Origin of the sequence: Wolbachia endosymbiont of Ctenocephalides felis wCfeJ (genome assembly GCF_012277315.1) — a bacterium.
Classification (GTDB): Bacteria; Pseudomonadota; Alphaproteobacteria; order Rickettsiales; family Anaplasmataceae; genus Wolbachia.
Map to the genome: position 1 here is coordinate 947,990 of NZ_CP051157.1, position 21,067 is coordinate 969,056.

General features: G+C 36.5%; 26 protein-coding genes. 15 read left to right on the top strand and 11 right to left on the bottom strand.

Annotated features, from left to right (window positions below):
- The first annotated feature begins 27 nt into the window (after nt 1–27).
- The 5 genes from HF196_RS05925 to HF196_RS06115 all read left to right on the top strand — a co-directional run bounded on the left by HF196_RS05925 (nt 28) and on the right by HF196_RS06115 (nt 2,506).
- On the top strand, nt 28–687 hold the full coding sequence (locus tag HF196_RS05925; RefSeq protein ID WP_246198534.1) for a hypothetical protein: 660 nt from the start codon (nt 28–30) through the stop codon (nt 685–687).
- Nucleotides 684–1,166, top strand: a complete 483-nt coding sequence (locus HF196_RS05930; RefSeq protein ID WP_246198536.1) for a hypothetical protein — start codon at nt 684–686, stop codon at nt 1,164–1,166. The genes HF196_RS05925 and HF196_RS05930 overlap by 4 nt, the downstream gene beginning before the upstream one ends.
- 107 nt (nt 1,167–1,273) lie before the next feature.
- Nucleotides 1,274–1,480 carry a hypothetical protein gene (locus tag HF196_RS04550; RefSeq protein WP_168456007.1) on the top strand — a complete coding sequence of 69 codons (207 nt, stop codon included), beginning with the start codon at nt 1,274–1,276 and terminating at the stop codon, nt 1,478–1,480.
- A gap of 193 nt (nt 1,481–1,673) precedes the next feature.
- Nucleotides 1,674–2,036, top strand: a complete 363-nt coding sequence (locus HF196_RS06110) for a hypothetical protein (protein WP_369799934.1) — start codon at nt 1,674–1,676, stop codon at nt 2,034–2,036.
- A 92-nt stretch (nt 2,037–2,128) separates the two neighbouring features.
- Nucleotides 2,129–2,506 (top strand): hypothetical protein, encoded by a 378-nt coding sequence (locus HF196_RS06115; RefSeq protein WP_369799935.1) that lies wholly within the window; start codon nt 2,129–2,131, stop codon nt 2,504–2,506.
- A 28-nt stretch (nt 2,507–2,534) separates the two neighbouring features.
- Here HF196_RS06115 and HF196_RS04560 read toward each other — a convergent pair whose 3' ends face one another.
- Nucleotides 2,535–3,497, bottom strand: a complete 963-nt coding sequence (locus HF196_RS04560; RefSeq protein ID WP_168456008.1) for an Rpn family recombination-promoting nuclease/putative transposase — start codon at nt 3,495–3,497, stop codon at nt 2,535–2,537.
- Between the two features lie 197 nt (nt 3,498–3,694).
- On the opposite strand from HF196_RS04560, the gene ppdK reads away from it, so the two are divergent.
- The 5 genes from ppdK to HF196_RS04585 all read left to right on the top strand — a co-directional run bounded on the left by ppdK (nt 3,695) and on the right by HF196_RS04585 (nt 9,476).
- Nucleotides 3,695–6,331, top strand: coding sequence for a pyruvate, phosphate dikinase (ppdK, locus tag HF196_RS04565; RefSeq protein WP_174855515.1), 2,637 nt, complete (start codon nt 3,695–3,697; stop codon nt 6,329–6,331).
- A complete protein-coding gene (locus tag HF196_RS04570; protein ID WP_168456010.1) occupies nt 6,319–6,537 on the top strand; it encodes a hypothetical protein in 219 nt (72 codons plus the stop codon). The genes ppdK and HF196_RS04570 overlap by 13 nt, the downstream gene beginning before the upstream one ends.
- A gap of 212 nt (nt 6,538–6,749) precedes the next feature.
- Entirely contained in the window at nt 6,750–6,911 is a 162-nt protein-coding gene (locus tag HF196_RS04575) for a hypothetical protein (protein WP_168456011.1), read from the top strand.
- A 263-nt stretch (nt 6,912–7,174) separates the two neighbouring features.
- The gene (locus tag HF196_RS04580; protein WP_168456012.1) at nt 7,175–8,446 is read left to right on the top strand and encodes an MFS transporter; all 1,272 of its coding nucleotides are present in this window, start codon (nt 7,175–7,177) and stop codon (nt 8,444–8,446) included.
- A 115-nt stretch (nt 8,447–8,561) separates the two neighbouring features.
- Entirely contained in the window at nt 8,562–9,476 is a 915-nt protein-coding gene (locus tag HF196_RS04585) for an Rpn family recombination-promoting nuclease/putative transposase (protein WP_168456013.1), read from the top strand.
- Nucleotides 9,477–9,652: 176 nt separating this feature from the next.
- On the opposite strand, the gene HF196_RS04590 is transcribed toward HF196_RS04585, so the two are convergent.
- The 3 genes from HF196_RS04590 to secG are packed head-to-tail and all read right to left on the bottom strand — an operon-like array spanning nt 9,653 to nt 12,025.
- The gene (locus tag HF196_RS04590; protein ID WP_168456296.1) at nt 9,653–10,069 is read right to left on the bottom strand and encodes a nucleoside deaminase; all 417 of its coding nucleotides are present in this window, start codon (nt 10,067–10,069) and stop codon (nt 9,653–9,655) included.
- Between the two features lie 40 nt (nt 10,070–10,109).
- The gene (locus HF196_RS04595; RefSeq protein ID WP_168456014.1) at nt 10,110–11,705 is read right to left on the bottom strand and encodes a CTP synthase; all 1,596 of its coding nucleotides are present in this window, start codon (nt 11,703–11,705) and stop codon (nt 10,110–10,112) included.
- Nucleotides 11,705–12,025, bottom strand: a complete 321-nt coding sequence (gene secG / locus HF196_RS04600; RefSeq protein WP_168456015.1) for a preprotein translocase subunit SecG — start codon at nt 12,023–12,025, stop codon at nt 11,705–11,707. Before secG ends, HF196_RS04595 begins: the two co-directional genes overlap by 1 nt.
- A gap of 217 nt (nt 12,026–12,242) precedes the next feature.
- Here secG and radC point away from each other — a divergent pair, with 217 nt between their 5' ends.
- Entirely contained in the window at nt 12,243–12,917 is a 675-nt protein-coding gene (radC, locus tag HF196_RS04605) for a RadC family protein (protein WP_168456016.1), read from the top strand.
- 150 nt (nt 12,918–13,067) lie between these two features.
- On the opposite strand, the gene ubiH is transcribed toward radC, so the two are convergent.
- Nucleotides 13,068–14,225: a 2-octaprenyl-6-methoxyphenyl hydroxylase gene (gene ubiH / locus HF196_RS04610; protein ID WP_168456017.1), complete on the bottom strand. Its 1,158-nt coding sequence runs from the start codon at nt 14,223–14,225 to the stop codon at nt 13,068–13,070.
- A gap of 238 nt (nt 14,226–14,463) precedes the next feature.
- On the opposite strand from ubiH, the gene HF196_RS04615 reads away from it, so the two are divergent.
- Together HF196_RS04615 and HF196_RS04620 are read left to right on the top strand one after the other, a co-directional pair.
- A complete protein-coding gene (locus HF196_RS04615) occupies nt 14,464–14,616 on the top strand; it encodes a hypothetical protein (RefSeq protein WP_168456018.1) in 153 nt (50 codons plus the stop codon).
- Nucleotides 14,617–14,745: 129 nt separating this feature from the next.
- Nucleotides 14,746–14,961, top strand: coding sequence for a hypothetical protein (locus tag HF196_RS04620; RefSeq protein WP_168456019.1), 216 nt, complete (start codon nt 14,746–14,748; stop codon nt 14,959–14,961).
- Between the two features lie 28 nt (nt 14,962–14,989).
- On the opposite strand, the gene HF196_RS06035 is transcribed toward HF196_RS04620, so the two are convergent.
- Together HF196_RS06035 and HF196_RS04625 are read right to left on the bottom strand one after the other, a co-directional pair.
- Nucleotides 14,990–15,112, bottom strand: a complete 123-nt coding sequence (locus HF196_RS06035) for a hypothetical protein (protein WP_256359374.1) — start codon at nt 15,110–15,112, stop codon at nt 14,990–14,992.
- A complete protein-coding gene (locus HF196_RS04625; RefSeq protein WP_168456020.1) occupies nt 15,105–16,100 on the bottom strand; it encodes an Mrp/NBP35 family ATP-binding protein in 996 nt (331 codons plus the stop codon). Before HF196_RS04625 ends, HF196_RS06035 begins: the two co-directional genes overlap by 8 nt.
- Nucleotides 16,101–16,274: 174 nt before the next feature.
- Here HF196_RS04625 and HF196_RS04630 point away from each other — a divergent pair, with 174 nt between their 5' ends.
- Together HF196_RS04630 and HF196_RS04635 are read left to right on the top strand one after the other, a co-directional pair.
- Nucleotides 16,275–16,811, top strand: a complete 537-nt coding sequence (locus tag HF196_RS04630) for an HK97 family phage prohead protease (RefSeq protein ID WP_168456021.1) — start codon at nt 16,275–16,277, stop codon at nt 16,809–16,811.
- A gap of 173 nt (nt 16,812–16,984) precedes the next feature.
- Nucleotides 16,985–18,097: a D-alanyl-D-alanine carboxypeptidase family protein gene (locus tag HF196_RS04635; protein ID WP_168456297.1), complete on the top strand. Its 1,113-nt coding sequence runs from the start codon at nt 16,985–16,987 to the stop codon at nt 18,095–18,097.
- Here HF196_RS04635 and HF196_RS06040 read toward each other — a convergent pair.
- From HF196_RS06040 to HF196_RS04650, 4 genes are all read right to left on the bottom strand, one after another.
- Nucleotides 18,081–18,206, bottom strand: a complete 126-nt coding sequence (locus HF196_RS06040) for a hypothetical protein (protein ID WP_256359375.1) — start codon at nt 18,204–18,206, stop codon at nt 18,081–18,083. The two genes, HF196_RS04635 and HF196_RS06040, sit on opposite strands and share 17 nt — an antisense overlap.
- Before the next feature lie 46 nt (nt 18,207–18,252).
- Nucleotides 18,253–18,456, bottom strand: coding sequence for a hypothetical protein (locus tag HF196_RS04640; protein WP_168456022.1), 204 nt, complete (start codon nt 18,454–18,456; stop codon nt 18,253–18,255).
- 217 nt (nt 18,457–18,673) lie between these two features.
- Nucleotides 18,674–19,849, bottom strand: coding sequence for a CCA tRNA nucleotidyltransferase (locus HF196_RS04645; protein ID WP_168456023.1), 1,176 nt, complete (start codon nt 19,847–19,849; stop codon nt 18,674–18,676).
- Nucleotides 19,850–19,928: 79 nt separating this feature from the next.
- On the bottom strand, nt 19,929–21,056 hold the full coding sequence (locus HF196_RS04650; protein WP_246198538.1) for an OTU domain-containing protein: 1,128 nt from the start codon (nt 21,054–21,056) through the stop codon (nt 19,929–19,931).
- Between the last annotated feature and the right edge of the window lie 11 nt (nt 21,057–21,067).

The window sequence follows — 21,067 nt, forward strand, 5'->3', positions numbered from 1 at the left end:
GGTATATTAATGTGCCGAGGTAGAACAATGATCGGTGACACAAGAAAATTACCAGATACTGCACCAATAATACTTACATGGGTACCGAGAGTACATGGTGCATCTCTACCGGATGGTAAAAATAGTTCTCTTAATTATTTAGATATAATCAAAAATCATAAATTAAAAAATAAAGAGGATAGGGAGATATATTTGGTTATCAATGGCCCAGGGTTCAGACAGAGTCAAATAAATGGTTTAAAAAGCGAACTAGAAAAAATTGAAGGAGTGTATGTTGTAGATTTACACCAATACGACTGGAGTAAAATAGATAAAGGATGGAAGATGGATGGCAAAGATATCAGTATTAAGAATTTCTTTGAAAATATGTATAATATGACAGATGAACAAAGAACATACTTTGCCATTGAAATAGATACTTTTAGATTAATTGCTCTTGCCCTTTTAAAGCAATTTACAGAACACGAAGGTGGAATATATATAGACTTTGATTCTTTAAACGCCATTACCAACCATATAGGAAAAGACGTAACAGTTCCTGAAAAAATATTGTTAGGAAGTATTACACTCAGATCTCTTAATAAAAAAGAAAAACGTACATGCCTTAGTGTAGCAAATATGATAGATAGTGATTATAATAAATATAAAAAATCATTCGGCTTTTTTTTAACAATGATTGCATTGTGATAAACAGTTCAGGTGTAATAGTTGAGATTTTCTACAGATATAAAAGTGAAATACTGAGTCACAAAAAGATCTTGAATGAAGTGAAAGCATACTTCAAAAGGTGCTTATCAGGTAAATGTTTTAGTTATTATTATGATATATTTCAATATAGTTCCCAGCTTGAGAGTGAGGGGATACCGAAGCTATACGATATCGAACTCTTTAACCTTGTTGGACAATCTATAAGCGTTCTCAATTTGGCTCAAACAAGCATATTAAGTGGAGTTGAAGCTAAGATCATAAGAAATAAGAGACCAATAAGCGCATGTAAATTATTCTTGTTTAGTTGTAATAATGGCAACTATGATCCTATTGAGATTGTAGGAAGAAGTGATTTATCTTGGACTAAAGGGGAGAAGCTATACCATGAACAGGTGGATAACAAGCTAGACAAGGTAAAAATAGACCAGATGATGGTAGAGAAGTTGTGGTTGAAATAAAATGATTTACAGTGGACTCTTGAAAAACTTTTTAGCATATATATCAAAATGTTCTTTACATAATATAAAACTGATTATAGCATATTATTTTTACTGTAGGTAACACTATGCATGTTGTATCAGGTGAATCTCATAATAAAAAAGGTAATAAAGATAATGGGGAACACAGTGGTGAAAAGAGAAAAGTTGCTGAAAATGCAAGTGCAAGCCAACAAAAGAAGCAATCAACAAGTGAGCATGTATGCCGTAAATCTCCTGGCTATATATGCATATGCGAGGTAGAAAAATATTTCTCCAAGCGGAAGCAAAAATAAATAAAAATTAAGCACTACTATGTAGTGCTTAATTTCGAAAGGCAACATAATGGCGACTTAGTGTTTTTTTTCGAGCAATAACCTATGGCGATTCATTGGATAACAAGAAAGAAAAAGTGATAAATTTCTCCAGTAATTAAAATTTAATAAATTCATGCTATAGTAAATATAAATACTGTAGTGGGGGTTTATAATGTCAAAGAAAATAGTTAACGAGTTGAAAACTCAAGTGAAGAAAAGCGAATACACCAACCTAAGGCCTGCAAAAGAGACACTTGGTTCTGGTGATAGAACGTACCTAGATATGAATTTTAATGGCGAATATGAATTTGCCCGTGATTTTGTTATTAATGGAAAGGTAGTAACTAGTGACTACGTTAACAATCTGTATCCAAAACATAAGAATCTAATTTTAAAAGATGAAAAAGGAAAAGAGAATTATCGTTTATTTCTTAAAGCAGCTTTTACAGAAATGTTTTGGCGTGCTGGTGCAAAAATTCCTAATAACTCCATTATGGAGGAATTGATAACTTATTTAACAGGTCTGGGCATATGAGTTCTGTTTCTTTCCAGGATCTACTTCGTCCTTTTGAATTACGCATGTACTCCTTCAAGCCTCTAGTCCCTTCCTACAAAGAAAAGATTTGTATGGATTGTGATGACTCAAATTGTCTGAAATTCAGTTTTAATGCAAGTGATGGTATATATGATAATAACCAGAATTTAGTATGCAATCTACATACTTCAGTAGAGTTTAAACTAAAATGTGAAGGTGAAAATGTGAAATATGAAGAGGGTAAGGTATCTCTTACTATTCCTAAGGAGCTAAAAAATTACAAAGTAAGTGGTAAGAATTTGCTGGACGTTATCGTTGAACATTTTCAGAAATTTTGCGAAAAATTGGGCTTTAATTTTGAGACAAAAGTGGAACATAGTCTAGGTGAACCACTTAAAGTGTTGAATGACATCAATGCATCCCAAGATAAGAATTCAAACTTGAACCAAAGGTTAAATAATCCAAGATAAGATATTGATTTAGCTTTATTATTTAATATTAAAAATCTGCCGCCTCAACTTGAATCGTCTCTATTAATTTTTTGATCTCATTGACAGAAAGACCGGTAGAATCTGCTATTAAGTCAACAGATGCGCCAGCTTTAAGTAGATTTTTAGCCACAGTGATTTTAGCCTGTTTTTCGCCCTCTGCCTTGCCTTCCGCAATACCTTTTTGATGACCGATTTGGATACCTTCTTGTCTACCCCTTTCTTCCCCAACCTTAACACCTTCATCAAATTTTTGGGCAAAAGCAGCTACTTCATCCATTATGCGTTTTTTCATTTGTTCATATGCTAGCAATTCTTCTTCCGACCAGTTAAGCTGGTTCATCTCTTCATAAGCTCGTTTTATTACTATATCGTTGCCTGCTATTTTATCCAGGTCCTCTTCTCTTGTTTCTGCTGCATATCGAAAAAAATAACACCATTTTTCAACTATATTTTCCAATTGATCTTCTTTTGTTTTTGTGAATTTCGGTAGTTCTATGAATACGAAATAGAAGTCCTTTAAGTCATGTTCATTGGTATTCTCATCCCGAATAGTATGATTTGATTTATACTCAGCCTTATTTGGAAAAATAATACAATCAGCAACAGCTATGAAGATAATTTCCTTGAGGTTATGATATTCATCTCCCTGGCCAGCTTGACTTGAATAGGCTTTAGCAGCATAATATTGAGCGCGCTTTTCGAAACCTTTGGTCTTAGTGAACTGCATCTCTATTATGTATCTGGAGCCTAGGGAATCTTTACAAAGAACATCGACAATACTCTGCTTTTTAGCGGCAATTTCAGGGTCCAAAACGGTAGCTAAGAATTCAACATCCTGAATAGCAGCCAAGCCAGTAAAGCCTAAAATATCGTTGAGAAAATGAATGAGAATATCTTTATTTCTCTCAGTACCAAATATCCTTTTGAAAGCGTAATCGTTTCGTGCATCAAGAAACTTAGAAAAAGCCATAAAAAACCTTTAAAACACCCTTACATTATACATTCTTATTGACAATAATTCAATAATTTGTCGTTTAACTTTTTCACTATTCAAAGGAACGTTGTTGCCAAATTTTGCAAAATTTATTACCCTGGAATTTCAAACCCTGACAATTTTATTGGAATCATATGTATAATATGTTTGCGAGTGAAAATACGGAGAAAACAATGGGAGAAAAGTTAATATATTACTTTAGCCAAAGCAAGTGTGAAGGCAATGCAGCAATGAAAAATCTGCTAGGAGGAAAAGGCGCAAACTTAGCGGAAATGTGCAACGTTGGTATTCCCGTTCCACCTGGTTTCACAATCTCAACCTCTGCCTGTAAGCAAGACAACAGATTGTCTGATAATCTACGTAACGAAATCAAAAAATACATGGCGATGCTCGAAAGTGATATCGGTTGCAAATTCGGAGATTCAGGTAACCCTTTACTGGTTTCCATACGCTCTGGCAGTGTAAGTTCGATGCCGGGTATGCTCGATACAATCCTAAATGTTGGCTTAAACGATGCAACTGTTGTCGGGCTTGCAAAAAAAAGTGGAGAACGTTTTGCCTATGATAGCTACTGCCGTTTCATCATGATGTATTCAAGTGTTGTACTGCAGCTTGACCATCACCTATTTCAAGACGTTATCGATAATGAACAGCAAAAAGGTGGAGCAAAAAGTTTAGCTGATCTCGATGTTGATGTCTTAAGAAAGATCGTTGACGATTTCAAAAAGATAGTGTACAAAAAAACTGCAAAACATTTTCCGCAGAGCGTTGAAGAGCAGCTGCTCAGCTCAGTAAATGCAGTCTTTTCTTCTTGGCAGAATGACAGAGCTGTTTCCTATAGAAAAATACATAGTATTTCTGAAGATCTTGGAACTGCAGTAAATGTACAAGCGATGGTTTTTGGCAATCTCAATAATAATTCTGCAACAGGTGTGATATTTACACGTAATCCTTCAATTGGAGAAAAAAAGCTTTTTGGTGAATTTCTAATCAATGCTCAAGGTGAAGATGTGGTCTCTGGCGTTTATACCCCTATGCCAGTTAATGGGGAGAAGGAGAGTACCATGGAAAAACTGATGCCAAGCGTATACAAAGAGTTGTGCGATGTATGTAAGAAACTCGAAGTACACTACAAAGATATGCAGGATGTCGAGTTTACTGTGCAGAATGGCAAGTTGTGGATTTTGCAAACTAGGTCTGGCAAACGCACGGCTGAAGCTGCCGTTCGTATAGTAGTTGATATGGTAAACGAAGGAATAATTACAAAAGAAGAAGGGATACTAAGGCTTGACCCCAAAACTTTTGATATTTTATTGCATCCGGTTCTTGATGTGAAAAGTGATCAAGAAGTAGTAGGAAAGGGCCTGCCGGCTTCTCCAGGTGTTGCTTCAGGGCATGTAGTGTTCAGTGCAAGTGATGCAGAAAAAGCTGCAGAGCAGGGTAAAAAAGTAATCTTAGTGAGATCAGAGACAAGCCCTGAGGATATTAATGGAATGAATGCTGCAAGTGGCATAATAACAGCACGGGGAGGAATGACTTCACATGCTGCTGTTGTAACCCGTGGAATGGGCAAGCCATGCATTTGCAGTGTAAGTGGACTATATATCGACAAAGATGAAAATTTCTTTTCTGTAGGAGATACAAAAGTAAATAAAGGTGAGCCAATTACTATCAACGGAGGAACAGGAGAGGTGATGCTTGGCATTCTTCCTACGATTTCGCCTGAGTTATCGCAAGAATTCAAAGCAATAATTAAGTGGATAGATGAAATTAAAACGATCAAAGTAAGAGCAAATGCTGATACTCCGAAAGATGCAAAGATCGCTAAAGAGTTTAGCGCGGAAGGAATAGGTTTATGTCGCACGGAGCATATGTTTTTTGCTAGTGACAGGATTGAGTTTATTCAAAAGTTGATAATAGCTGACGACGAAATTGAAAGAGCGAATGCACTGAGCAAATTGGAGGAAATGCAAAAGTCTGACTTCAAAGAAATATTTTCTCTCATGGAGGGCAGGGAGGTCACCATACGTTTGCTTGATCCCCCTCTGCATGAGTTTCTACCAGACAATCAGTCCACCATAGAAAAAATCGCTCAATCATTGAATAAGCCAGTTGAATTGGTAAAAAATAAAATAGCACAGTTATCAGAAAAAAATCCAATGCTTGGTCACCGAGGCTGCAGGCTTGCCATTTCTCACCCTGAAATATATAGCATGCAAATTAGAGCAATACTCAGCGCTGCGGATGAGCTAAGAAAAGAAAAAAAGGCAGAAATTAAGCCTGAAATTATGATTCCTCTTATTATGGATGAGAAAGAATTTGTACTGATATGCGAGTTAATAAAGAAAGAATCCTCTGTCATCGCTGGAATGACATCAGGTAAGGCTTATTCAATCGGAACGATGATAGAACTGCCACGAGCAGCATTGATTGCTGATAAATTAGCAAAATATGCAGAATTTTTTAGTTTTGGTACCAATGATTTAACGCAAACAACCATGGGGCTTTCAAGGGATGATTCGGTTAACTTTCTCGATTCTTATAAGAAAAACAACATATTCAAAAATGATCCATTTGAGGTGCTGGACACCGAAGGGGTAGGGGAGTTAGTCAAGATAGCTATTGAAAGAGGCAGGAAAACCCGAAAAGAAATAAAGCTTGGTATATGTGGAGAGCACGGAGCAGATCCAAAATCTATAGAGTTTTTCATCAAATCAGGGATTGATTATGTCTCATGCTCACCCTATAGAGTACCAATTGCAAAGTTAGTAGCAGCCCAGTTTAGTGTTAAATCTAAATGTGTAAATTAGATTCCAGCGTTACGTGTACAGATGTACAAACATTGCAATTAGCAGGTAATTTGCGGGTTCCATTCCAGCACGTGACGCTGGAATCCAGTGAAAAAATGGTCCCAGTGTCTGCTACTTGGATGACAAGAAGGGGAACTACTCGGGTAGCATCCACAACCCTGTCATTCCAGTGCTTGACACTGGAATCTAGGAAAGTTTGCTTGTGAGCAAGCAAACTAATTTTGTGGATATAGAAAGTAGATAATTTTAATTGAAAACACAACATTAATTATTGTGGAAAGAGTGGATCCCAGTGTCGGGGCACTGGGATGACATCGTAGATGGCTACTCAGGTGACATCATTAGACTACTCGGATGACATCCACAACCATGTCATTCCAGCGCGTGACGCTGGAATCCAGTAAAAAAAGTGGTCCCAGTGTTAGCTACTAAGCCTTATTTTCATTTTTACGCAAAATCGAAAATAAGAGGTGTTATTTTCATCTATGCAAATAAGGTAAAGGCTTATTTTCATTTTTATACAGAATCGAAAATAAGAGGTTTTTTTATTTTGATCAAAGGATGTCATTCCAGCGCGTGACGCTGGAATCCAGTGAAAAAAAGAATGGATCCTAGTGTTAGCTACTAAGCCTTATTTTCATTTTTACGTAAAATCGAAAATAAGAGATTTTTTTATTTTGATCAAAGGATGTCATTCCAGCGCGTGACGCTAGTTCACCTTCTGAAGGTGTCATTCCTGTAAAGGTTACGCGTTGACAAAAAAGTCAACTTCATACTTTAGTTGTAGCTTTACTAGACCCTAAAAACTGGCTAAAATGGGCAAACATTTACGAATTAAATTTAGTGTGCAATCAGCAAACAAGGGCGTTGATAGCAACAATACTCTGTAGAATTGCAATATGGTATGACCATATGCTCTTCATTGATCTGGTTAATATAATCAGTAGAGAGTTTTGTTCTGCAAAAGATGTTTACTACAACATATTGCAATTGTTTGGAATTGCAGGACTGGGCGCTATGGTAAGGCCACTTGGCGCATTTGTATTTGGTCACATTGGTGACAGATATGGAAGGAGGATAGCATTAACGATTGCCATCTTGCTAATATCGATTCCGTCTAGTTTTGTTGCATTTATTCCAGGTTATAGCCAGATAGGTGTAGCTTCGACCATGTTGCTTCTTGCAATTCATGTAACACAAGGAATTGCGCTGGGTGCTGAGCAAGGAGGCAGTTCTGTTTATCTCATAGAGCATTTACCTAATAAGAAAAAGCTAGGAATGTTTTTTGGAGTAATAAGTTTTGGTCGCTCTATTGGCGTTTTGCTTTCTGTGGCGATGGTAATCATCTGTAAAAAAAACACTGACTTTAACGCTTGGGGTTGGAGAATACCGTTTACTTTTTCAGCTGTTTTGGGACTGATTAGTGCATGTAGTATATACACGCTGGGAGAAACTCCAGCATATGAAAAAAATCGAGAACAAAGAAATCTACCTGATTTGCCAATAATAGAGCTTATAAAACACTATAAGAGAGCTCTTACACTTGCTATTTTAATATCTGTACCCGTTAATGTTGCTGTTGGGTTTACCATATTTCTTAGGACAATCGCAAAAGAAATAGTATCGGTTGAGACGTATGTAACAACATATATCAATGAGATTGTGCTCATTATAACCAGCATATTGATGCTGATATTTGCAATAGTATTAGGAATGTTGGCTGACAGAATAGGTAAAGAGCGCACTGCAATCTTATTTACAGTGATTACAATGGTACTATGTTGTCCTATTTTATCTATTGCTTACTACTACAAAAGTTATCTTATAATCATGCTGAGTGTCATGGTTCTTTCTATAATAGAAAAGGGTATAAATCCTATAGGAATAGTTGCATCCGAGCTCTTCCCCACTAATGTTAGATTCAGCGGAGTGAGTTTATCGCGCAACATCTCTTATGCTTTGCACGGGGGATTCACTCCTATGATATGCACTTGGTTTACTATAACATTTCCTCAAATAAACTTTGCCGCTGGGCTTTATATAGTCTTCTGCTTATTGGTTAGTTTGGTAGCAATATTGCAAATAAAACCACAGGATAAAAGATGTGATTGGTAAAATTTCTGGTATCAACCATACGTCAAGTTAAGCTCAAAATTGTCAGTTAAAGAACATAGTTGAATATTTCTCAAGAATAGTGTATAATTGTTAATGATTTTTCACTTGATTTCTGATGGCTTTTTCTAAATTTCTCGATCCAAAACTGGACTTAACCTTCAAGAAAATCTTTGGCACTGAAAAAAATAAGAAGATCCTTATCCATTTTTTGAACGATATTCTAGGGTGTACTGAAGTTAATACTATACAAGAAATAGAATTTATCAGCACCATTTTGAATCCTGAAATTGCCTCTGAGAGACAAAGTATAGTTGATGTTCTCTGTCGGGATTCTGTTGGCAATAGATTTGTGGTTGAAATGCAGCTTACTCGTGATAAAGGTTTCGAAAAACGCGCTCAATATTATGCTGCTAAAGCTTACTCAAGGCAAGTTGGTAAGTACGCTAATTTACAGAAGATCTTCTTTATTGCGATTTCAAATTGTGTTTTATTTCCTGATAAGTCCAATTACATATCTAGCCATACCATCAGAGATGAGAAGACTAATGAGCATGACTTACAAGATTTTCAATTTGTGTTTATTGAACTACCTAAATTTCCTAAAAACAAAGTAGAGCAATTAACAAGCATAGTAGAACGCTGGTGTTACTTTTTCAAGCATGCAGAAGAAACCACTGAAAAAGATCTAAAGAAGATTGCAAGAGAAGCGCCTATAATAAAGAGAGCATATGATGAATTAGACAGGTTTAACTGGAATGAAAAAGATCTAACGGCATATGAAGAAAGAATAATGGATCTTTACAAAGAGGAAGCTATCCTTGAATACAAACTTGAGACTGCTCAAGAAAAAGGTCGAGAAGAAGGCATCCAAATCGGCGAAGAAAAAGGCAGACAAGAAGGCATTGCAGAGGGCGAAAAACAGGCTAAAATTGCTGTAGTCAAAGAAATGCTTGCTGACAAAATGGATATCAGCATTATTGCCAAATTTACTGGTCTTTCTGTTAGTGAAATTGAAAGAATTGCAAGATAAAAAATCAATTGGCTTAATGCGGCGCGCTGAGATGACAAAGAAGAAGTTTAATGTTATCCGTAGAGTAAGAGTGAATTTACAACAAAGGGTGTCATTCCAGCGCATGACGCTGGAATCCAGTGAAAAAAGAATGGATCCCAATGTCCGCTACTTGGATGACATTATAGGTGGCTACGTTAGGTCCTCAGCTTTTCAAAAAAATCCTTTAGCAGAAAAGAACATTCCTTTTCTAATATTCCCCCGTAAACTTCAGGTATATGATTGCAAAATTGAAATATTTTAACACCATTTTCAATTCCCCCACCTTTTGGGTTGTAAGTTCCAAAGTATAATCGTCTAATTCTTGCAAAGGAGATAGCTTGAGCACACATTGGACACGGCTCTAATGTTACATACATATCAGCAGCACAAAGCATCGGTGTTGAAAGCAGTTTACATGCTTGCCTGATCACTAACATTTCTGCATGTGCAGTTGGATCGCTGGATATATTGTGTGCAGAAGAAACAACACTGCTTTCACTTACTATTACAGCACCTATGGGAACCTCATCATTTTTTTGAGCAAGTTTTGCTTGCTCTATGGCAAGTTCCATGTATCGATATTGAAACACTTTCCTCTGCTAATCTTCTTTTTCAAATTGTGTTAACTGCTGCTTTAATAAACGATACAAAAAGAGGATGGGGAGAAAACGGCTTTGACTTAAACTCTGGATGAAATTGCACGCCGATAAACCAAGGATGACTTTCTAGCTCCACTGCCTCTATACACGTTCTATCTTCTGATATGCAACTGCATATCAACCCATTTTTTTCTAAATCATCTTTATAATCTGAATTAATTATGTATCTGTGTCTATGTCTTTCCGAGATAGTGGTATTACCATATGCATCTGCCATTTTAGAACTCGGGCTTATATTACATTCGTATGCTCCAAGTCTCATGGTTCCACCAAGATCAACGTTTCTGCCACCAGCTAGTTTAATGATTGGATGTCTGCAGGTGCAAAATTCCTCGGAGTGTACATCTTCAAGCTTAATGACACTGCGAGCAAATTCAATAACCGCAAGTTGCATACCAAGGCATATTCCAAGAAATGGAATATTATTCATGCGAGCATAACTTATTGCCGATATTTTACCCTCTACTCCATCATCACCAAATCCACCTGGGACAAGAACTGCATGAGAATTACGTAATTTCTCTCCTATGAATTTTTCATCTTCACTCTTCTCTCTTGAGTTAACCCAATTTACCTTTATCTTGACCTTATTACTAATTGCACCATGATTTAATGCTTCAACTAATGATTTGTATGTATCGGGAAATTCAGTATATTTCCCTACTATAGATACAGTGACTTCCTGTGTTGAGTTGCTCATAGAGTGTACTATTTGATCCCACTCGGTTAGACTTGGTTGTGGTTTACTTAAATGAAAATGTTCCAGAATTTGTGTACCGAGTCCGCATTGATTATATAGAATTGGCAGCTCATATATATGACTTACATCAGGCGCAGGTATGACATTAGATAAAGAAACATTACAAAGGTTGGCTATTTTTCTTCTCTGATTATCGGAGACTTCCTTTTCACTACGACATAATATAATATCTGGCTGTAACCCTGCAAAATTTAACTCTCGAACTGAATGCTGTGTTGGTTTTGTCTTTAATTCTTGTGCTGCGGTAAGATATGGTATCAAGGTCAGGTGAATAAGGATAACTCTTTGTTTTCCGAGCTTATAGCCAATTTGACGTACGGCTTCTAAAAATGGTTGACTCTCAATATCGCCTACAGTTCCACCTATTTCACATATTATGAAATCTAAACCCTCTGTACCGTTGAAAATGAACGACTTAATTAAATCTGTTACATGAGGAATGACTTGTACAGTTTTGCCCAAATAATCACCACGCCTCTCTTTCTTCAATAACTCATGATATACTTTACCGGTTGTTATATTGTCATCCTTGGTTGCTTTGATACCAGTAAAGCGTTCATAGTGTCCAAGATCTAAATCAGTTTCGGCACCGTCTTCGGTAACAAACACCTCTCCATGCTGAGTTGGACTCATTGTTCCAGGGTCTATATTGAGGTATGGATCAAGTTTTCTGATGCGTACCTTAAAGCCATGAGCTTGAAGAAGTGCACCTACACTCGAAGCAACTAAACCCTTGCCAAGTGATGAAACAACCCCACCTGTTACGAAGATAAATCTAGCTTCTTTCATTAATCTTCAAAAGGAACAGAAGTGGATTCATTTTCTCGTTTTTTTTCCGATATAATTTTTTCTGCAATTGACTTTTTGTGTACATCCTTTGAACACAATCCCGATAATAACAATGTATTTATTATAAATAAGCCAACAACTATAGCCGTTATTTTGCTAAGCGGGTTCGCAGAAGATTTCACTGGAATCATCGAATCGAGCCCCTGCTGTGAATTATTAAAACCACTTAGCGAGCTACTCCCAGGCGGCTGCAAAATGACTAAAATTACTAGAATCACAACCAATATTATTTGGAATGCGCTCAATATTGCTATCAACATTATTAAGTAGGACTGAAAATAAAAATTTTAGGAACGTAAAGTGCATAAGTCAAGTTTTTATAACCTTAAATAGCTCAATTACTGAGATATATCATAAAAATTTGAAAATATGGTCTTCAGTGCTACATGCTGAAATAGCAAAGGATTTATTAAATATTTTACTCAAAAGTCTAATTTACTATTATAAAAGAGATACACAACAAGCAATTTATTTATAGTGAAGGATTATAAAAAAGGGCACAGAAAGCGCCTGAGAGAGAAAATCATTTCAGATAACGGACAATCGCTACTTGACTATGAAGTCTTAGAGCACATCTTGTACTCAGCATACAGTAGGATTGATGTAAAACCGATCGCAAAGAGCCTAATAGAAAATTTTGGTAGTTTGAATAAAGTTTTTAATGCCGATTTAGAAGCACTACAGAACATCGATGGGGTTAACAATGCTGCTATATCTGCCATCTTTTGCGTGAAACAAGCTTTTGTTCGTTCTGCAAGAGAAGAGATAAAAGACCTGCCTATAATCAACAACTGGAAAAAATTGCTTAACTACCTGAGGATAAGTATAGGAAGCCTTAACAAAGAAAATTTTCGTGTCATTTACATGAATAAGAAGTATCGTCTAATAGCAGAAGACCTGCAAAATATCGGCACAATCGATCAAACACCCCTTTATGTTAGAGAAATCATCAAACGTGCTCTTTTGATTGGCTCAACAGCCATTGTAATATCTCATAATCATCCAAGTGGAGACAAACAGCCTTCAAATAGCGATATATCACTAACTAGACAATTAGCAGAAGCCTGCAAAGGTGTAGGAATAGAACTAATAGATCACATTATTATCACATTCGATAGCTATTTTAGTTTCAAAGAGAACAGGCTATTGTGAAAACCCAGATGGTTCTTTTGCTCACATAGTTTAGCAGCACGTTGAAAAACCACTTCTCTCCGACCCTATGATCAAAGGCTGCTTGGGTGACTTGCCTAAACATTAACCATGCACCTGAATAGATATCTTTAAAGATTTTTGGCATAAGCCTTACCTCAATCCCATAGCATGACGAATAAAGCGTTTTTTGAGGAAATCTGAATTTTCAACTGCCATTAAGCCAAGATTTCTCAGTGCTTTAGCACAAAATATTCTGTTGGAAAATATCCTGTTCAATCCATCAGTTGCAAGTGCCATAGTGAAGTTGTCACAGTATCTATCACGTGAAATTTTTTTCAGCAGGTAACTACTGCCAACGTCAATACCAGCTATTTTCGCAGCAGTGATTTGCCTTATAGCACTTTCTACATCTCTAATTCCAAGATTGAGCCCTTGACCCGCAACTGGGTGAATCGAATGTGCTGCATCACCAATGAGCAAAACTCTACTTTTATGCAGCTTTTTTGCGAATGCAAAACTCAAAGGGTAAGATTTTCTTTCACCTTCCAATTTGATTTCTCCCAAATAAGAGCCAAACCTTTTTTTCAGCTCTACAACAAACTCCTCTGCGGATAAACTCATTAACATTCTCGAAGTTTCAGATTTTTCTGTCCAAACTATTGAAGAAGTATAGCCACCCTTCATCGGCAGAATTGCAAATGGTCCACCAGGAAAAAACCGCTCTACAGCTAAGTTTTGGTGATATAGTTCATGTTTTACATTAAATACTATGCTACTTTGTTTATAATCAAACTTCATTACCGACATAGAAAGTAACTCCGGTAGTTTGGAGTTTTTGCCTTCAGCACAGATAAGTAGTGATGATATTAATTTCTGGTCATTGTCCAAGATTACTTCAACGTATCCTGCATCACAGGCAACTGTTTTATAGGAGTGCGGAGAATATATGGTTAGTTTATGCAAAAAATTATTATTGATTGCATTCCATATAGTAGTGTTGTTGATAACATAGCCCATTGGCTTTTCACCAACCATCTTATGATCATAATGTACGGTAATCGGACTATTCCCATCTAGTATGCATATATCAAGTATAGGTTCTGCTTCGCCTTCTATGAACCGCCAAATCCCTAATTTTTCCAATATTTTTTTCGAGCCTTGGGAAATAGCGAATGCTCGATTGTCATCAATTACACGCGGCAAACTACTTTTTTCAATCACAGCTACGGATACAGAGTTATTGCCAAGGCCAATAGCAGTGATAAGACCAAGTAACCCGCCACCTGAGATAATTACATCGTAATTCATTTGTAAAACTTTGAAAGTAGTTTATTTGCAGATTATACACAAAAGACTTAAATGTATTTAGCTAAAAAAAATACTTTCACATACTAAAAATCTTATTCTGCTAATAGCAGAGCTATTTATAGAGCTCGAAATCTATTTTCGTCTGCAGGCTTTTTTATTCAATAATCAAATTCAGTACAACAAAGGATGTCATTCCAGCGTGTGACGCTGGAATCCAGTAAGAAAAGAATGGATCCTAGTGTTAGCTACTAAGCCTTATTTTCATTTTTACGCAAAATCGAAAATAAGAGATTTTTTATTTTTATCCACTCAAATAGATAAGCCTTATTTTCAGTTTTACGCAGAATCGAAAATAAGAGGTTTCTTATGTTCATCCACGCAGATAAGGTAAGCCTTATTTTCATTTTTGTACAGAATCGAAAATAAGAGGTCTTTTATTTTCATCCACGCAGATAAGGTAAGCCTTATTTTCATTTTTATACAGAATCGAAAATAAGAAATTTCTTATGTTCATCGAAGGGTGTCATTCCAGCGCGTGACGCTGGAATCCAGTAAAAAAAAGAATGGATCCCAGTATCAAGTACTGGGATGGCAAAAAAAGGGCACTGAGATGACAGAAAAAAAGACTGCTTGGATGACATCATTGGGCCATTCGGGTGACATCCACAACCCTATCACTCCAGAGCGTGACACTGGAATCCAGCCTTATTTTCACTTTACGCAAAATCGAAAATAAGAGGTTTTTTTATTTTGATCAAAGGGTATCATGCCAGCGCTTGAACCCTGTTATTCCTAGTGCTTGACGCTGGTTCATTTTCTGCAGGTGTCATTAAAGTAGCGGACACTGGAATCCAGTGAAAAAAAGAATGGATCCCAGTGTCAAGCACACATTTGTTTCACTATTTCCAAAGCAACATCTTGATAAATTTCTGCTAAATCTTCACTCAGCATGAAAGGATTTCCACAATCGGAAGCACTGCATATCTGCGGGTCTAGGGGAACTCTGCCCAAAAGTTTGATTCCTAACTCTTCGGACATTTTTTTTGCACCATCTTTTCCAAATATATGTATTTTTAAATTGTCTTGAATAAAATAGCTCATGTTTTCTACAATGCCAATAATCGATACATTGAGCTTTGTAAACATATCGTAAATTTTGCGTGCATCAATTAAGGCGAGCTTTTGCGGAGTTGAAACTATTATTGCACCAGTTAAGTTAAAATTTTCCATCAGACTGAGATGTACATCACCAGTTCCAGGTGGTGTGTCAACGATTAAATATTCTATATCGTGCCACTTTGTCCCCACCAGCAAATTGTAAAGTGCTTTTGTGATCATGGGTCCGCGCCATATTGCTGCACGATCTTTATCAATAAAGTAGCCGATTGAAATAGTGTGCAACCCATACTTTTCTATAGGCATTGCTTTATTTTCCTGTATTGTTGGCTTTAGTTTTTCAGTACCAAGCATTTTAGGAATTGAAGGACCGTATATATCTGCATCAACTAGCGCAACTTTGTGTTTTAGTTTTGCAAGTGAAAGAGCAAGGTTTAGCGCAACTGTAGACTTGCCCACTCCTCCTTTACCAGAGGCTACAACAATTATATTCTTCACTCCTTTAATATGCAGTCTGGTTACCGGCTTTGCAGCTTGTTTTCGTCCAGTAGCAACCACGGTCACCTTTTCTACCCCTGGTATTGCCTTGACAGCTTGTTCACAACTTCTTCTTAATTCTTCACTTGCTTGTGTGTCATCAGAAAATTCAAGTGCAAAGCCAACATCTCTACCTTTTATAACAATTGAGGATACTATGCCAACACCTTTTTGTTCTATGACTTTTTCTAATCTCTCTCTTACGATTTTTTCATCGATCATATCATGATTTCAGTGTTGTACAGTACGTACTGTACGGGTGTTGTCGTTTGAAGTCAACTTTCACCTGTTAACCTGCTAAAAAAGCACTTCCTCTTTCTGGGGTATCGTGTATACTATGGTTAGCATCCAGCATATATTTCAAATAAAATTTTCAATAATCTACAAGGAGGCTTTATGAACAAGAAATTTCTCTGTTCACCACTGTCAATAAAAAACATAGGGGAAAACGGTGTTTTTTCTGGCTATGCAAGTGTTTTTAACATTGTTGATAAACAGAATGACCTGATCTCACCCGGAGCATTTAAAGAAAGCTTGAATAAAGATAAAATAAAACTTCTCTGGCAGCACAATCCGAGCGAGCCCATAGGCGATATTATAGAGCTTTATGAGAATGATATTGGTCTTTATATAACTGCACGTTTACTTTTGGGTATTCAAAAAGCAGAAGAGGCTTACTTAATGCTCAAAACTGGAGTAATCAATGGGCTCTCAATTGGCTATATGCCTATAAAATATGACATTGATCATGAAAGTGGAGCAAGAGTATTAAAACAAGTAGAATTATGGGAGATCAGTTTAGTTACTTTTCCTGCAAATTTAGCTGCTCAGGTAGTTAATGTAAAAAGTCAGGATAACGAGCAGAAGATGTTGATAAGAGCAATAAAAAAGGCAAAAGATGTGCTTACAAAACCTTTGCTTGAAGATGATTAGATGTATCTGTGTCTTATTTGCGTGGATGAATATAAGAAACCTCTTATTTGTACTGCATGTCATAGTAAGCGGACTTTTAGGGCTGTCAAGTGGTTTTTTCAATGCGTTGTTATACAAGAGATCTATTGAAATACTCTTGCAAAATTATACTAGTGCACTATAAACTTAAAACTATGAACGTATTGAGCAAATTGGTAACTTTGCTATTGGTCTTTTCACTCCCTCTTTCTTCATATTCATACCAATTTAGAACCAAAGCAAAACAAGCAATAGTCCTAGATTTAGCTTCAGATTCATTTATTTTTGAGCACAATTCCGAAGAAAAAATGGCTCCATCTTCAATGAGCAAATTAATGACTTTATATGTAGCCTTCGATTACCTAAAAGCAGGAATAATAGGCATGGAAGACAAGTTTCGGGTGAGTAGAAAAGCATGGGAAAGGAAAGGCTCTTCCATGTTTCTGAAGGAAGGTCAATCTGTTACGGTGAAGGAGTTACTTGAAGGAATTGCAATAGTTTCAGGTAATGATGCCTGCATCACGCTAGCTGAGGGCATTGCGGGATCAGAAGAAAATTTTGCAAGTGAAATGAATGAGGTTGCACAAAAATTAGGCCTAAGCAACAGCCATTTTGTCAACTCAAGCGGCTGGCCTGATGAAGATCATTTCATGAGCGCAAAGGATTTGGTAACGCTAGCAAAGAGGATTTTCACTGATTTCCCCGAGTATTATGGCTTATTTTCTGAACAATACCTGACATATAATGACATTTTACAAAAAAATAAAAACCTTCTACTTTTTCATGACATTGGCGTTGATGGCTTAAAAACCGGTTATACAAACGCTGGTGGTTACGGAATTGTAGTATCAGCACAACGAAACGACAGAAGAATTTTTGCTGCCGTAAATGGTTTAAACACTGAGAAAGAGCGAATAGAAGAGGCAAAAAGATTGATACAATATTCTTTAAACCATTTTAATACTAAGAAAATATTCGCTAAGGATAGTGTAGTTGAAGAAATGAACGTTCTATATGGAAAAGAAAGAAAAGTACCCGTCACAGTTGCAAATGACGTCATCATAACCTATAGCCGTCATTTGCACGACAAAATTAAGGTACACGTTGAATATAAAGATATGATACCTGCGCCAATCAAAAAAGGACAGGAAGTTGGCAAGGTTTTTATAGAAATACCGGGCACTGAGCAGCAAAGTGCTCCACTTTATGCAGTAAATGACGTACAGGAACTAAATTATATAGAAAAGTTTTTTAGGATGTTGTTTTAACTGGAATGACAGGGTTGTGGATGTCATCCGAGTAGCCATCTATAATGTCATCCAAGTAGCCATCTATAATGTCATCCCAGTGCCCAGACACTGGGATCCAGATTTCCATAATAATTAATGTTGTGTTTTAAGTTAAGATTAGCTACTTTCTATGTTCACAAGATTAGTTTAGCAAGCAAACTCTCCTGGATTCCAGCGTCAAGCGCTGGAATGACACCCTTTGATGAAAATAAGAAACCTCTTGTTTTCGATTCTGTATAAAAATGAAAATAAGGCTTATCTATTTGCATGGATGAAAATAAAAAATCTCTTATTTTCGATTTTGCGTAAAAATGAAAATAAGGCTTAGTAGCTAACACTGGGACCCATTCTTTTTTTTTCACTGGATTCCAGTGTCAAGCACTGGAATGACAAGGTTGTGGATGTCATTCCCATATGTCTTTTTGTCATCTGAATGGTACAATAATGTCATCAGAGTAGCTAACACTAGGATCCATTCTTTTTTCACTGGATTCCAGCGTCATGCGCTGGAGTGACACCCTTTGTACATCAGAGCAAGCATGCACTCATTGAACGTTAGAGTAGGTTCTGAGCATAAAGTAACAATTCCTCTTTTGTTAAAGTGTAGGAGCTATCTTCCCAGTGTTGCTTTAACAATTCCAAGCTCCTACCTAAACTTTTTCCTGACTGATAACCTATACTTATTAAATCATCGCCAGATAAAGGAAATTTCGGGATGTCGAATGCCTGAGAAAATGAGATGTATTGATCAACATTTGTTCCAGACTCAACACCACAAATTTTCACTAAATCACAATATAACTCCTTACCAAATGACAATATGTATTTTTTCTGCTCTTTTTCTGAAAGCTCTGCTTTGATATTGTTGGATAATAAAAATAACAGTTTTTTCTTTTGCTTATTTGAAAGACGTAAAAACTTGCTCACGTGTTTCCCGAGACTTATCCTATCATTCTTTTCAGTAGTTCTAAGGAGTAACGCTAGTTTTACTATTGCACCTGAGTCAGAAAGCAGCGACGAAGACAGAATTTCCCCTCTTACTTCTTGTGGAATAATTTTTTGCAGAACATCAGATTCTTGCATGCTCTTAAGTGTTGGAGCCGGATTATCGCACTCTAGCAATTTAAACATTTCATCTCTTATCCTTTCTCCAGAGAGGTTTTGGATCATGTGCGAATGTTTTTTGCATACATCCAATATTTCGTCACTCAAATCTCCAACGCATATTTTTGCGTGAAACCGAAACACTCTTAAAATACGAAGATAGTCTTCTTTAATTCTATCTTCAGCATTACCTATAAAATTTAACCTCCGCGCTTTTAAGTCCTGAGTGCCACCGAAGTAGTCATATATCTGACCATACTTATCTGCATAAAGAGCGTTAAATGTAAAGTCACGTCTTGAAGCATCGGCTTGCCAACTATTGGTAAATTCTACTTTTGCATGTCTGCCGTCGCATTTTACATCATACCTTAGCGTCGTGATCTCAAAGGACCTTTTGTTTAAAATTGCAGTGATAGTTCCATGTTTTAGGCCAGTTGGAATAGCTTTTATATTATGAAGTTTTAGTGCCTCAGTTGCTTGATTAGGGAGAAGATTGGTAGCAAGGTCAATATCGTGAACGTCGCGCTGCAAAATTGAATCCCTAACACATCCACCGACAAGCCTTGCCTCACCACCAAATTTCTCTATGGCATCAATGATTAAACTAGTTTCATGGTCAACTTGCATTTAGGTTAGCATGTATTGCAACTCATATTACATGAAATGCAAAGCTTTTGCAAAAAGCCCTATATAAAAACATACAGGGCTAACAAGATTCCAGTTGTGGTGTTTGCTGTTGACCAAATGTTTTTTCTACTCTTGTTTCTTCCATACCACAACTTGGTAAAGGGCTTTGCTCTTCAGAGCGTTGAGTACGTTGCTTTATATCACTAATACACTGCTCTACAACATCACTAATTTTCCCTTCAGGATTATTTTTCAATAACTCATCAAATCTCTTTTCAACCTCTGCCCTCTTAGAAATATCCTTTGAAAGGTTACAATATTCTAAGATCCCATCTATCTGAAGTTGTTTTGCTAGCAGAAAGTCTTCTTGTTCTTGTTTAAGCCTAGCTTCCTCTTGCAGTTGTTTTGCTAAACTTTTATTTTTATCAAGCAATGGTTCGAAATGAGCACTACCTTTATTTATTATATGCAAGACACTACTATCGTTATAATTAACTTTATTGTATTCACCTGCATTTTTTGAACCTGAATTGTCTATTAATTGATGCAAAGACAGATCTTGGTTATTAACGGTCTGGTTCTCTATAACATGCAACTTCACACCATACTTTCCACAAAGTATTCTGCCTTCAATGTCAGGATCACCCCATCTGTCATTGCGCATAATGTTTGCTGCATAAGCATCTAAAGTTTCGCTACGGTGCTGGCCATTGTTATCATAACTATTGGCAATTGCACCCTTAAACCATTCCGGCGGATTGTTTTGTGCAAATTCTTTACAGTTTTCTCGCAACTGCTTTACAGTAACTTCTATGCCCTTCTGCTGTTCTAAACTTTGCCTGAATGAGTCAAAAAAACAGCTTCCATCACCAATTGCTTTTCCTACATGGAAATTATCAGGATATGGATTTCCATTTAATTTTTGTTCTGTATTATTTTGTTTCTCCACATTTTGGACAACTTTTTCTTCTAAACCAAAAATCTCACTCCAGTTATCGTATTTATCTCCTATCCCTCGGTTTCTACTTTCTTTATTTGCTACATTGACTATATTCTCTTTAGAAACGCTCTCTTTACCTTGAAATAACCTAAACAAAACTTTGAAAATCTCTATCAGCTGAGTCTTTATGTCGAAGTCTTTTTCTTGTTTAACAATACCAGCTTCAATACTACGTAAATCTTGTAACAGTTGTTGCTTGTCATTCATAATTTTTACCT

Coding starts and splice junctions, on each gene's coding strand:
- HF196_RS04590 (WP_168456296.1), bottom strand. CDS start 10,069: ATGGAACTTGCCATAGAGCAAGCAAAACTTGCTCAAAAAAATGATGAG.
- HF196_RS04550 (WP_168456007.1), top strand. CDS start 1,274: ATGCATGTTGTATCAGGTGAATCTCATAATAAAAAAGGTAATAAAGAT.
- HF196_RS04625 (WP_168456020.1), bottom strand. CDS start 16,100: ATGATCGATGAAAAAATCGTAAGAGAGAGATTAGAAAAAGTCATAGAA.
- HF196_RS04630 (WP_168456021.1), top strand. CDS start 16,275: ATGAACAAGAAATTTCTCTGTTCACCACTGTCAATAAAAAACATAGGG.
- HF196_RS04570 (WP_168456010.1), top strand. CDS start 6,319: ATGTGTAAATTAGATTCCAGCGTTACGTGTACAGATGTACAAACATTG.
- HF196_RS04560 (WP_168456008.1), bottom strand. CDS start 3,497: ATGGCTTTTTCTAAGTTTCTTGATGCACGAAACGATTACGCTTTCAAA.
- HF196_RS05925 (WP_246198534.1), top strand. CDS start 28: ATGATCGGTGACACAAGAAAATTACCAGATACTGCACCAATAATACTT.
- HF196_RS04635 (WP_168456297.1), top strand. CDS start 16,985: ATGAACGTATTGAGCAAATTGGTAACTTTGCTATTGGTCTTTTCACTC.
- HF196_RS04595 (WP_168456014.1), bottom strand. CDS start 11,705: ATGAAAGAAGCTAGATTTATCTTCGTAACAGGTGGGGTTGTTTCATCA.
- HF196_RS04650 (WP_246198538.1), bottom strand. CDS start 21,056: ATGAATGACAAGCAACAACTGTTACAAGATTTACGTAGTATTGAAGCT.
- HF196_RS04585 (WP_168456013.1), top strand. CDS start 8,562: ATGGCTTTTTCTAAATTTCTCGATCCAAAACTGGACTTAACCTTCAAG.
- secG (WP_168456015.1), bottom strand. CDS start 12,025: ATGTTGATAGCAATATTGAGCGCATTCCAAATAATATTGGTTGTGATT.
- ubiH (WP_168456017.1), bottom strand. CDS start 14,225: ATGAATTACGATGTAATTATCTCAGGTGGCGGGTTACTTGGTCTTATC.
- HF196_RS06040 (WP_256359375.1), bottom strand. CDS start 18,206: ATGGAAATCTGGATCCCAGTGTCTGGGCACTGGGATGACATTATAGAT.
- HF196_RS06115 (WP_369799935.1), top strand. CDS start 2,129: ATGGATTGTGATGACTCAAATTGTCTGAAATTCAGTTTTAATGCAAGT.
- HF196_RS04645 (WP_168456023.1), bottom strand. CDS start 19,849: ATGCAAGTTGACCATGAAACTAGTTTAATCATTGATGCCATAGAGAAA.
- ppdK (WP_174855515.1), top strand. CDS start 3,695: ATGGGAGAAAAGTTAATATATTACTTTAGCCAAAGCAAGTGTGAAGGC.
- HF196_RS06110 (WP_369799934.1), top strand. CDS start 1,674: ATGTCAAAGAAAATAGTTAACGAGTTGAAAACTCAAGTGAAGAAAAGC.